Consider the following 12,023-nt stretch of genomic DNA (forward strand, 5'->3'; position numbering starts at 1 on the left):
ATTTGCGCGCGGAGGACCGGAAACCGCGTGCGTCACTGTCGGAATGCAAGACGCGGATAGGCCCCATGACCCTTTATACTGAATACCTGACCGAGATCGAAACACGCGCGGCGCAAGGGTTGAGCCCCAAGCCGATTGATGACGGTGCGCTGACCGGCGAAGTCATCGGCCATATTCGGGATGCAGGCAGTCCACATCGCGACGACTGCCTTAACTTCTTCATTTACAATACGTTGCCCGGCACGACCAGCGCGGCAGGTGTGAAGGCGGCGTTCCTCAAGGAGATCATTCTTGGTGAGGTCGTGGTCGAGGAAATCACCCCCACCTTTGCCTTTGAGTTGTTGGGACACATGAAGGGCGGCCCCTCGGTCGAGGTGCTGCTGGACCTGGCGCTTGGCAAGGATGAAGGGACGGCCAAGAGCGCGGCGGACGTTCTGAAAACGCAGGTCTTTTTGTACGAGGCGGACACCGACCGGATCAAAGAAGCGTATGAGGCGGGCAATGAAATTGCTGCGGAGTTGCTGGATAGCTATGCCAAGGCCGAATTCTTCACCAAGCTGCCCGACATCGATGAAGAGATCAAAGTCGTCACCTATGTTGCCGCCGAAGGTGATATCTCGACCGATCTGCTGAGCCCCGGCAACCAGGCGCACTCACGCGCAGACCGCGAATTGCACGGCAAGTGCCTGATTTCGGAAGAGGCGCAACAGGAAATCGAGGCGCTCAAACTCAAGCACCCGGATGCCCGCGTGATGCTGATCGCGGAAAAGGGGACGATGGGTGTCGGCTCGTCCCGGATGTCGGGTGTCAACAACGTGGCATTGTGGACCGGGAAACAGGCCTCACCTTATGTGCCTTTCATCAACATTGCCCCTGTTGTGGCCGGCACAAATGGGATTTCGCCGATCTTTCTGACCACCGTTGGTGTGACGGGCGGCATCGGTGTCGATCTGAAGAACTGGGTCAGGAAGATGGGTGAGGACGGCAAGCCGATCCTCAACAACGATGGCAACCCGATCCTGGAACAACGCTATTCCGTCGAAACAGGCACGGTGCTGACCATCAATACCAAGTCGAAGAAGCTATACAGTGCGGATGGCAAGGATGAGCTGGTTGATATGGCCGGATCGTTCACGCCGCAGAAGATGGAGTTCATGAAGGCTGGCGGGTCCTACGCCATCGTCTTTGGCAAGAAACTGCAGACATTTGCGGCTGAGACGCTGGGCGTTGAGGCACCGGCGGTCTTTGCCCCTTCGAAGGAGGTCAGCCATGAGGGGCAGGGCATGACCGCGGTTGAGAAGATCTTCAATGCCAATGCCCTTGGCACCACGCCGGGCAAGGTTCTGCACGCAGGATCCGACGTTCGGGTGCGGGTCAATATCGTGGGCTCGCAGGACACGACAGGCCCGATGACGGCGCAAGAGCTTGAGGCGATGGCGGCCACTGTCCTGTCTCCTTCCGTCGACGGCGCCTATCAGTCGGGGTGTCACACAGCATCGGTCTGGGATGCCAAGGCACAGGCCAATACCCCGAAACTCATGCAGTTCATGAACCGCTTCGGTCTTGTCACCGGGCGCGACCCCAAGGGTCAGTATCACGCGATGACGGATGTCATTCACAAGGTTCTGAACGACATCACGGTCGATGACTGGGCCATCATCATCGGGGGCGACAGCCATACGCGGATGTCGAAGGGCGTGGCATTCGGTGCGGATTCCGGGACCGTCGCGCTGGCGCTTGCCACGGGCGAGGCGTCCATGCCGATCCCGGAGTCGGTCAAAGTCACCTTCAAGGGCAAGATGGCGGACCACATGGACTTCCGTGATGTTGTCCATGCCACCCAGGCGCAGATGCTCGCCCAGCACGGGGACAACGTTTTCCAGGGCCGCATCATCGAAGTGCATATCGGGACGCTGCTGGCCGACCAGGCCTTTACGTTCACCGACTGGACAGCGGAGATGAAGGCGAAGGCGTCCATCTGTATTTCGAACGACGACACGCTGATCGAAAGCCTGGAAATCGCTAAAAGCCGCATTCAGATCATGATCGACAAGGGGATGGAGCATGACAACGGTATGCTCGCCAAACTGATCAGCATCGCGGAACAGCGCATCGCGGATATCAGATCGGGCACGAAACCCGCGCTGATGCCGGACGAGAACGCAAAATACGCGGCCGAGGTGGTCGTTGATCTTGACGAGATCATCGAACCCATGATCGCGGACCCCGACGTCAACAACATCGATGTGTCAAAGCGTTATACCCACGACACCATCCGTCCGATTTCCTTCTACCGGGCCGAGAAGAAAGTGGACCTCGGCTTTGTGGGTTCCTGCATGGTTCACAAGGGCGACATCAAGATCGTGGCGCAGATGCTCCGCAATCTTGAGGCGCAGTATGGCAGTGTCACCTTCAAGGCGCCGCTTGTTGTCGCGGCCCCCACCTACAACATCATTGATGAGCTGAAGGAAGAGGGCGACTGGGCCATTCTGCAGAAATACTGTGGCTTCGAATTTGATGATGCCGCGCCAAAGGTCAAGGCACGCACCGAGTATGAGAACATCCTCTATCTCGAGCGTCCGGGCTGCAACCTTTGCATGGGCAACCAGGAAAAGGCGGCCAAGGGGGACACCGTCCTTGCCACCTCGACCCGGCTGTTTCAGGGCCGCGTCGTGGCTGACAGCGAAACCAAGAAAGGTGAATCGCTGCTCGGGTCGACCCCGGTCGTGGTCCTGTCCGCAATTCTGGGCCGCACACCGACGCTGGAGGAATACAAGGTCGCCGTCGACGGCATTGACCTGACCAAGTTTGCACCGCCACTGACCAAGCCGCTGGACAGCTTGTCGGTTCACTTCTGATGCCGGAATATGCCGAACGGCGCGCGTGTGTTTCCGCTTGAGACTGCGTGCCGTTTGGCGTGGGTGTTCCTCGGCCCGGCTCCGATACCTGGGTCCGGGTCCGCGGGCGTACCAGCACTGACGAGCCTAGGGCAGGGCGCTTTCGTTCAACGCTTTTGAGTCGATCAGATGCCGTCCCGGTGGCGTGCAATCATTCCATTTTCATCGCTTCGGTTTCGATGTTGATGCGGACTTCGTCACCGACAAGACCGTTGTCGACGCCATATGTCATACCGAAATCGCTGCGCTGAATGGTGGCCGACATCGACAGCCCCAACACCTCGCGTTTGTGGCCGAAGGGGTATTCCGCAACCTTGTTGAGCGTCACGTCGAGCGTGACGGGCTGGGTCACACCCAGAATGGTCAGATCGCCCGTGACGGTGCCACTTGAGTCGCCGGCTGCCGTTCCGCCATTGGCCACAAACGTGATCTCGGGGTGTTCCGAGACATGCAGGAAATCACGGTTGCGCACGTGCCCATCCCGCGCTGCATTGAACGTGTTGACCGATTTGGCGTCGATCGTCACCGCAACTTCGCCAAGTTCCTGCGTGTCCACGTCATAGAAAAAGGCGCCGCTGAGGTCCGTGAAGATGCCCAGTGTCCGTGCATACCCGATGTGTTCGATGGTGAAGTAGACATTGGTGTGCTCTGTATCGAGCTCATAGCGGGCCATGTCGGCTTGGGCGCCTGCTGCAAGGGCTACGAAGACGGCGGTCGCTGCGAGAGTTGTGCGCATGGTGTCATGTATCCTGTCTGGTGCGCTGGGGCGGGTGTTCGGGCGAAAGCATCGCCGCCGGACATGCGCGGGTTGAGTCTGATGGTAGTAATATAGTGCAGTGAGGCTGCAGGACAGGTTTGATCAAGTGCAACCGGCGTGCATCGCTTGTCATTGCGTCCGCCGGTTTGCAGGGACATCTGGGTCGCATCGCGCATTTGCGAGGTGCGGCCATTGTCACAGTTCCGTGACAATGGCGAATATTCCTGCGCGTGGCGTGTTTATCAAACTGTGCAATGCTGCGCGCGCATCTAGATTAGGCTGGAACGTGATTGGAAAACCAAATGTTTCGGAGCACCCCGCACATCGTTGCGCATAGGATCGAGAGCCAAACGCCGCTGAGGGGTTTTCTGGGTTTCACGGTCCTTTTCGGGCTGATGCTGGTGCTGGCGTCTCTTTATGCCTTTGGCACGGCCATCGTGCCGCTTGCGCTGTTTGGAAGTGCCGCTGTGGTTGCGGCATACGGACTGGTTTGCAGTTATGCCCACCCGGTACTGGGATTGTGTAATGTCATCACGCTGTTGCGCGTAGCCTTGGTCGCCTTTCTGGTCGGCGCCGTTTTTGCCCCTGCGGTGTCCGCGTGGGTGGTGTTTGCGGTGGCCCTTGTCGCCTTTGCACTGGACGGTGTGGATGGGTGGCTGGCGCGGCGTGCGGGCCTTGCGTCGGAGTTCGGCGCACGCTTCGACATGGAGACGGATGCCGGTCTGGGTGCGGTGATTGCCCTGTGGCTGCTGGTCAGCGGCACCACCGGGCCCGAGATCCTGGTCCTCGGCTTCATGCGCTATGCCTTTGTCGGCGCCGGGTTCCTTTGGCCTGCCTTGCGGGCGCCGCTGCCGCCATCGTTCCGGCGCAAGGTGATCTGCGTTGTCCAGATCGCGGCCCTTATCCTGCTGCTTTTCCCGCCCGTGCCGGATGTGATCGGTGTGCCCGTGGCCGCTGCCGCGGCAGTGCTGCTTGCCTGGTCCTTCCTCGTCGACATTCTCTGGCTTGCAAGGCGCTCTGCATGACACGGGTTGCCGGGCTCGCTCTTGCCGCGGCGGTGATTTTTGCCGTGCTGGTGCTGCCGAACCACCCCGGTACGATGAAGTGGAGTGCGCTGAATCGCTGGCCCTTGGAACTGCCGGTTCTGCTGTTGGGGGCGGTGGCCATCGGGCGGCGCTGGGGCGTGACCCATGTCGGTGCCTTTGTTCTGGTCGCGGCGGTTGTCATCAAGCTGGCCGACTACGGGATGTTCACTGCGTTCAATCGGACGTTCAACCCGGTGCTCGATCTGTTCCTGGTGGGCGCCGGTCTGTCGCTCTTGCGGGACAGCGTGGGGACCATGTTGGCGGTGCTGGCCGTGGTCGGGGCTTGTGCCGGGCTTGTCATCCTTTTCATTGCGATTGAGCGCAGCCTGCGCGTCTGGGCTGCCTTGTCCCCCCGGCCGCTGGTGCGATGGTCGGCGGCGATACTTGCTGTCGTCGGTGCAGGCTGGGCCGCGGCGGATGCGGGACATCACCTGGACGTCTGGCGTTTCGACAAGAGCCCGCCCGGCACGGCGTGGACAACGCGCCTGACCGTCAAGCGCGGGATCGAGGTGCGCCAAACTGCGGTGGACCTGGCACGCTTTGCCGACGAGGCGCAGCGGGACGCCTATGCCGATGCCACCGGTCTGCTGGATGCGCTTGACGGGCGGGATGTCATCCTGATCTGGATCGAAAGCTATGGGCGTGCGAGTTTCGACAACCCGCTCTATGCGCCGACGCATCTGGCAACGCTGCGCGCTGCCGAAGCCGAAATTGCCCGGACGGGAATGGCGATGAAGAGCGGTTGGCTGACGTCGCCGACCGCAGGCGGTCAAAGCTGGCTGGCCCATGGCGCTTTGGCAAGCGGGCTTTGGACGTCCGACCATGGGCGCTACAAGGCGATGCTGGCCAGCGGGCAGAAGTGGTTGTTCCACTTCGCGCGGGACGCAGGCTACCGCACCACCGCCGTGATGCCCGCGATCACGATGGGCTGGCCCGAGAGCCTGGCGATGGGATTTGATCATGTCTTTCCCGCCGCAGATATCCCGTACGAGGGTGATCCGTTCCGCTGGGTGACGATGCCGGATCAGTTCACGCTGGCCGCATATCGTGACCTCTTGCCTGCCGATCCGCGCCCGGATTTCATTCAGATCGCGTTGATCTCGTCCCACGCCCCTTGGACACCTATCGCCGAGATGGTGCCGTGGGACGCGGTCGGGGATGGGACGATCTTCAACGACATGGCGGCGCGTGGCCCTGCGCCCAAGGATTTGTGGCGCGACCGGGATGCGGTGCGTGATGCATACCGCCGGTCCGTGGACTACGCTTTGCGCGTCACGTTTTCGCACGTGGCGCGCCTGGGCGATGCCGCCCCGCTGGTGATCGTTGCGGGTGATCATCAGGCCGCAGGCTTCGTGGCGGGCAGCGACAACAAGGATGTTGCCGTTCACATGATCGGCCCGTCCGATGTCATTGAGCGCATCGACCATTGGAACTGGACCGATGGGCTGATCCCTGCGGGCGACGGCCCTGTGCGGCGGATGGACAGTTTCAGAGACGACTTTCTTGACGCATTCACCCGCGCGCAGGTTTCGGAGATAGTGGCAAGATGACCCTGCACTGGATCAAGTTCGCGGTCTCCGCAGGCGGCCTTGCCCTGTTGCTGTGGTGGACGGATGCCCCAGGCGTGCTGGCCCGACTGCAGGGCGTGGATCACACTTGGACCCTGTTGGCGCTTCTCTCGGTCACCGCGGCGACGTTCGCGATGGCGAGCCGTTGGATGATCGTGGCGCGCGCCTTTGACATTCACATCCCCTTTTTGGCCGCCTTGCGAGAATACTATCTCGCGCAGCTGATCAATCTGGCCCTTCCCGGCGGCGTCGCAGGTGACGTGACGCGGGCGGTGCGCGCCCGGCAGGCCGCCGATCTGAAGCGCGCGGCGCAATCGGTCATGGCGGAGCGGTTGCTGGGTCAGATCGTCATAATGGGTTTCATGCTGCTTGGTTTTGTCGGGGCGGTTGTGCTGCCGGGCGGGCTGAACTGGGGTGGACTGGGTTGGTTCGTTCCGGGTCTGCTGGTTGTTTCCGTGATCGGCGCTTTGGCGATTGCGAAGACGGATACCGCAACGGCCCGGTTCGTTCGCATGACCGGTGACATGACCCGACAGCCGGTCATGCTGGTGCATGGAGCAGTCACGACCTTCTGCCTGATCTTCGGCTTCTATGCCTGCGCGCGCGCCACAGGCGTTGTCCTTCCTGTTGAGGCGTGGGCAACGCTGATACCGCTGGTTCTGACGGCGATGCTGATCCCCCTGTCCATTGGCGGTTGGGGGTGGCGGGAAGGTGCGGCTGCCGCGCTGTTTCCACTCATCGGCGCACCAGCCAGCGCCGGTGTCGCGACCGGTATCACATACGGGCTGGTGCTTGTGGCTGCGACGCTGCCGGCGGCGGTCTTCCTTCTGCTTCCAGGTTTTTCATCCACCCTCTCAACCAAAGGCAAAGCTGACATATCATGACGCAACCTGCACATCTCACCCGCCGTTTCTTTCTTCAGACCAGTGCTGCCGCAGGCATGGCCACCGCTGCCGCAGGCGTGCCTGCATTTGCGGCCACGTCCGTGAATTTCCAATTGTCCTGGCTGCATTCGGTGCAGTTCGGTGGCAGCTACATTGCTGCCAGCAAGGGGTATTGGAGCGACCTTGGTCTCGATGTCTCGCTGAGCCAGGGTGGCCCGAATGCGCCTGTGGAACCGCCCGTGGTGTCGGGGACGGCGCTCGTCGGGATTTCCGCGGCTGACTATACCGCTGCCGCCGTGGCGCAGGGCGCGCCGTTCAAGATCATTGCCGTGGCGATGCAGAAGAACCCCTTTGCCATCGCGTCGCTGGCAGGCAATCCGGTGAACACGCCCGCGGACCTCATTGGCAAGCGTATCGGGATGGCAGTTGCGAACACGCCGGTGCTGCAGGCGCTGTGCACGCTGAATGACATCGACATCAACGATATTGACATCGTGCCGACGCAATACGATCCCGCCCCGCTTGTCAGCGGTCAGGTCGACTGTCTTTTGTGTTGGGAGACCGACCTGCCGGTTGCCATGACCGTGCAGGGTGTCGACAACACAACGATGCTGATGGCCGATCACGGCTATGCCTTGCATTCCCAGACCTACATCGCCACCGAAGATGCGCTTGCCAATCGGCGCGCCGATCTGGTGGCCTTGCTGAAGGGCGAAGTGATGGGCTGGAACGATTACTTAGCGGACACCGATGCCGCCGCTGCCCTCGCGGTCGAGATGTTTCCCGATGCGGGGCTCGATCTTGAGGCGCAGAAGCTGCAGGCCGCGCGGCAGGTGCCGTTGATGTTCAGCGATCTCACGGCAGAGAACGGGTTTGGCTGGTTCACCGACGAAACGGTGGCCTCCAACATCGAAACGCTTGCCCTGCTGGGGCAGGATGTGTCGGCGGATCTGTGGGACCGGTCCCTGCTTGAAGAGGTGCATGGCTGAGCCACCTGCGAGGTTTGCCCGGACATGGCCAGCGTCGACATAGAGTGCAGTGACGCCAGCAAGCGCTTTGGCGCGACGGAGGTCGTCGCACCCTTGTCGATCGCGCTGAAGGCCGGGCAGACGACAGCACTTGTCGGGCCCTCGGGCTGCGGAAAGTCGACGATCCTGCGCATGATTGCGGGGCTGGAGGACCCGGACACCGGCACCGTCATGCTCGGGTCCGAACCGCCTCGGGCCGTGGCGCGGCGTGGCGGTCTGGCGATGGCGTTTCAGGATCCTTCGCTGCTGCCGTGGCGCAGCGTGCGCGCCAATATCGCCTTGGGTGCGGAGCTGGCCCGCAAACCGGCCAAGGATGTCGATGCGCTGATAGAGCTTGTCGGGCTGGGCGGGTTTGCCGGACACCGGCCTGCGGAACTGTCGGGTGGTATGCGGCAGCGGGCGGCGATTGCACGCAGCCTGATCTCGGCCCCTGATGTGCTGTTGCTGGATGAACCCTTTGGCGCGGTCGATGCCATGACGCGCCGACGTTTGAACACCGAGCTTCCGCCCCTGTGGCGGTCGCGCGGGGCGACGGTTGTCCTGATCACCCACTCCGTCCAGGAAGCGGTGCTTCTGTCTGACCGTGTCTTGGTACTGTCCCCGCGGCCCGCCTGTATCGTGGCCGACATCGCCGTCGATCTGACGGGTCCGCGCGATGCGCACTTGCTGGAGACGACCGAAGCGCTTGCATTGTCGCGCGAGGTGCTTTCGGCGCTGGAGGGTGTGTGATGGCAGCCCTGCGTGCGCTTGGGTGGGGCCTGTTCTTTCTCGCGATTTGGGAACTTCTGGCGCGCGTCAGTGCTCAGGACGTGCTGCTGAGTGGTCCATCGGACATCGCCGTTCATATCAGCGGGAACGTTGGGCTTCTGGCGCGTGCGACACTCGAAACCTCGATCAACGCGATGTGGGGATTTGTTTGGGGCAACCTAGGCGCAGTGCTTTTGGGCGCTGTCATCATGCTGGTACCGCGCAGCGAGCGGACGCTGTTGGCGCTTGCCTTGCTGGTGTTCTGCGTGCCTTTGATTGCGAGTGGCCCGATCTTGCGGGTGCTGTTCGGAACCGGCACCGGGCCGCAGGTAACGCTGGGGGCGCTGGCTGTCTACTACACCACCTTGCTGACATTTCTGATCGGGCTGCGGTCGGTGTCGCAGAACTGGACCGACCTGATGCGCATCTACGGGCGAGGGGCGCTGTCCACGCTGATACGTGTGCGTGCGCGGGCCAGTCTGCCGTATCTGTTTGTTGGCCTGCAGATCAGTGCACCAGCCGCCTTCCTTGGCGCGATGATCGGTGAGTTCACGGGGGCGGAACGGGGGCTGGGTGTTCTGACGTTGCGCGCCATGCGCGGGTTGGACACCGACGCGACATGGACTCTGGCGCTGGTTGCCGCCCTGATCGCGATGGCTGCCTATACAGTGCTTGGATGGCTTGGTCAGCGCGTCGTTGGCTACCGGCCGGTCGTTCTGTTGTCCGCACCGGCGTCATCCGGGCCAAGGACGCCGTGGGCCGCCCTTGCCGAGATCGGGTTCATCGTGTTCCTGGTCCTGATCCTGTGGCAAGCATCGATGGACGTGTTCGAGCTGAACCGCTTCTTTGCAAAACGGCCCGGCGATGTCTGGACCTTCGTGATGGAGCCGCAAAACCGAAGCACCCTGTTGTCTGCGTTGGGCGAGACATTGGCGTTTGCGGCGCCGGGCTATGTGGCCGGTTTGGCGTTGGGTGCCGGGCTTGCGGTCCTTCTGGTTCTGTCGCCGCGCCTGAGCACGGCGGCCATGCCCGTGGCCGTGGCGCTGCGTGCCGTGCCCATCATAACCACGGCGCCTCTTCTCGTGCTCGCATTCGGGCGCGGGCTGGTCGGGACCATGGTGGTTGTCGCGGTGATGATCTTTTTCCCGACATTTGTTGCCTGTCAGCAGGGTCTGCGTCAGACGCCTGGCCAGATTGTGGACGTCTTCAGAAGCTACGGCGCCGGGCGTTGGCATGTGCTGCGCGCCGCGCAGGTCCCGGCAATGCTCCCTGCTTTCTTCGCCTCGGCGCGTATGGCGGTTCCCGCAGCGCTGCTTGCGGTCACGACGGTGGAGTGGCTTGCCACGGGCAAGGGGATTGGCGTCTTGATGGCCATGACGGCCAGCACATCGAACTACAATATGCTTTGGTCCTGCGTGGTCGTCCTCGCCATAGTTGCAACAGCGGTCTATGGGATTGTTGCCGGGATCGAGCGTGCGGTTCTTCGCATCTATGCAAGCGAGCAGGTGACATGATCAGAGCCGTTTTTGCGATACCCGGGGACAAGGATCGCCGCACAGGTGGTTTCATCTATGAGGCGCGCATTCTGGCAGAGCTGAACGCGCTGGGATGTGATACGGCGCATCTGCAACTGCCGGACAGCTTTCCCGATCCAACCCCGATTGACATGCACGCGGCCCTTGATGCGCTGAAGGCCGTTCCGGGGGACGTGCCGATCATACTGGATGGCCTGGTCTTTGGCGCAATTGATCCTGCGGGTCTCGCCCAAGTTGCTGCGCCCGTGATTGCGATGGTTCATCATCCTCTTGGTCTTGAAACGGGTCTGTCCAAGGCACGTGCCGACTTCCTGCTCCAAAACGAGGCAGAGGCGCTGCGTCACACCGACCATGTCATCGTGCCAAGCCCTGAAACGGCACGTGTCCTGTGCCGTGATCTGGGTGCTGATCCGGAGAGGATCACGGTGGCGCTGCCAGGATTTGACAGGCCCACTGTCAACCGTGCTCCGATTTACCCTCCACTCATCCTGTCCGTCGGATTGCTTGCGCCGCGCAAGGGGCACGATCTGTTGTTGTCGGCACTTGGGCAACTGCGAGATTTGAGCTGGCAGGCGGATATCGTGGGCAAGACACACGACCCGGAATACGCTGCCTCACTTCACGATCAGACGGCAGCCTTGCGCATCGAAGATCGCGTTTCGTTTTCGGGTGAAGTGGAGCAAGCGGGACTTGCGGCCCGTTTCAATGCCGCGACTGTTTTCGCGCTCGCCACGCGCTACGAAGGCTATGGCATGGTCCTGAGCGAGGCCATGCAATACGGCCTGCCGGTCGTGTCGTGCAACGTCGGAGCCGTTCCGGAAACCGTTGGTGCGGCGGCCATGCTGGTCCCGCCCGAAGATCCTGCAACGCTTGCAACTGCATTGCGCCAGATCATTCAAGACCGGTCGAAAGCCAAGGAGTTGTCCGAGTTGTCAGTGAGCAAAGCTGCTACGCTTCCCCGATGGGAGGAGACTGCGGAGATATTTGTTTCGGTGATCAACCGTCTTGGTACGGACAATGCGTCGGAACGCTCGGGGTTTTCATGAACCTCTCGCGTATGGCTTTGCCGATAATCCGAGTTATGTTTTATTCCGGTTCTGCGCCGATGGCTGCAAGGGCCGCGTGGGCGACATCCTTGTCCTGTTCCGCGGTACCTGATCCAACGCCAATGCCGCCGACACATGTGCCATCGACAAGGATCGGCAGCCCGCCGCCCAGCCGTGTGACCGCATTGTCGGTCGCGGCCGCAATGGCGGGTCCGACTGCTTCGGGGATGGCGTCACTTGGTGCGCGAATGGAGGCGGCGGTGCGGGCCTTGGTCTCTGCGCTTTTCAGGCTGAGGTATTTTGCCCCTGTCATGCGAATCTGACCAAGGGCGACGCCGCTGGCATCGACAATCACGATGCACTGCGGCTGGCCCATCTCTTCGGCCTTTGCAATCCCCGCCTGCAGCATGGCCATGACGGCCCCGTGTGTCAGGACAAGTGACTTTTCGACATGCATGGCTTCCATCCTTTCGCCC

10 protein-coding genes are annotated in these 12,023 nt (G+C 61.7%); 8 read left to right on the top strand and 2 right to left on the bottom strand.

What is annotated here, in order from left to right; genetic code table 11:
- The first annotated feature begins 65 nt into the window (after window positions 1–65).
- Entirely contained in the window at window positions 66–2,858 is a 2,793-nt protein-coding gene (locus KUV51_RS21470; RefSeq protein ID WP_222523513.1) for a bifunctional aconitate hydratase 2/2-methylisocitrate dehydratase, read from the top strand.
- A gap of 190 nt (window positions 2,859–3,048) precedes the next feature.
- On the opposite strand, the gene KUV51_RS21475 is transcribed toward KUV51_RS21470, so the two are convergent.
- Window positions 3,049–3,633, bottom strand: a complete 585-nt coding sequence (locus KUV51_RS21475; protein ID WP_222523514.1) for a YceI family protein — start codon at window positions 3,631–3,633, stop codon at window positions 3,049–3,051.
- Window positions 3,634–3,956: 323 nt separating this feature from the next.
- Here KUV51_RS21475 and KUV51_RS21480 point away from each other — a divergent pair, with 323 nt between their 5' ends.
- From KUV51_RS21480 to KUV51_RS21510, 7 genes are read left to right on the top strand one after another with little or no spacing between them, the layout of a single operon-like run.
- Entirely contained in the window at window positions 3,957–4,679 is a 723-nt protein-coding gene (locus tag KUV51_RS21480; RefSeq protein ID WP_261386000.1) for a CDP-alcohol phosphatidyltransferase family protein, read from the top strand.
- On the top strand, window positions 4,676–6,289 hold the full coding sequence (locus tag KUV51_RS21485; protein WP_222523515.1) for a sulfatase-like hydrolase/transferase: 1,614 nt from the start codon (window positions 4,676–4,678) through the stop codon (window positions 6,287–6,289). The genes KUV51_RS21480 and KUV51_RS21485 overlap by 4 nt, the downstream gene beginning before the upstream one ends.
- Window positions 6,286–7,191, top strand: coding sequence for a lysylphosphatidylglycerol synthase transmembrane domain-containing protein (locus tag KUV51_RS21490; RefSeq protein WP_222523516.1), 906 nt, complete (start codon window positions 6,286–6,288; stop codon window positions 7,189–7,191). Before KUV51_RS21485 ends, KUV51_RS21490 begins: the two co-directional genes overlap by 4 nt.
- 56 nt (window positions 7,192–7,247) lie before the next feature.
- Complete coding sequence (locus KUV51_RS21495; protein ID WP_261386005.1) at window positions 7,248–8,180, top strand: ABC transporter substrate-binding protein; 933 nt, start codon at window positions 7,248–7,250, stop codon at window positions 8,178–8,180.
- A 24-nt stretch (window positions 8,181–8,204) separates the two neighbouring features.
- A complete protein-coding gene (locus KUV51_RS21500; protein WP_222523518.1) occupies window positions 8,205–8,948 on the top strand; it encodes an ABC transporter ATP-binding protein in 744 nt (247 codons plus the stop codon).
- Window positions 8,948–10,480 carry an ABC transporter permease gene (locus tag KUV51_RS21505; protein ID WP_222523519.1) on the top strand — a complete coding sequence of 511 codons (1,533 nt, stop codon included), beginning with the start codon at window positions 8,948–8,950 and terminating at the stop codon, window positions 10,478–10,480. Before KUV51_RS21500 ends, KUV51_RS21505 begins: the two co-directional genes overlap by 1 nt.
- Complete coding sequence (locus KUV51_RS21510) at window positions 10,477–11,547, top strand: glycosyltransferase family 4 protein (RefSeq protein ID WP_222523520.1); 1,071 nt, start codon at window positions 10,477–10,479, stop codon at window positions 11,545–11,547. The genes KUV51_RS21505 and KUV51_RS21510 overlap by 4 nt, the downstream gene beginning before the upstream one ends.
- 40 nt (window positions 11,548–11,587) lie before the next feature.
- Here KUV51_RS21510 and KUV51_RS21515 read toward each other — a convergent pair whose 3' ends face one another.
- On the bottom strand, window positions 11,588–12,004 hold the full coding sequence (locus tag KUV51_RS21515; protein WP_261386001.1) for a GlcG/HbpS family heme-binding protein: 417 nt from the start codon (window positions 12,002–12,004) through the stop codon (window positions 11,588–11,590).
- Between the last annotated feature and the right edge of the window lie 19 nt (window positions 12,005–12,023).

Origin of the sequence: Tateyamaria omphalii, assembly GCF_019802125.1 — a bacterium.
GTDB classification, from domain to species: domain Bacteria; phylum Pseudomonadota; class Alphaproteobacteria; order Rhodobacterales; family Rhodobacteraceae; genus Tateyamaria; species Tateyamaria omphalii_B.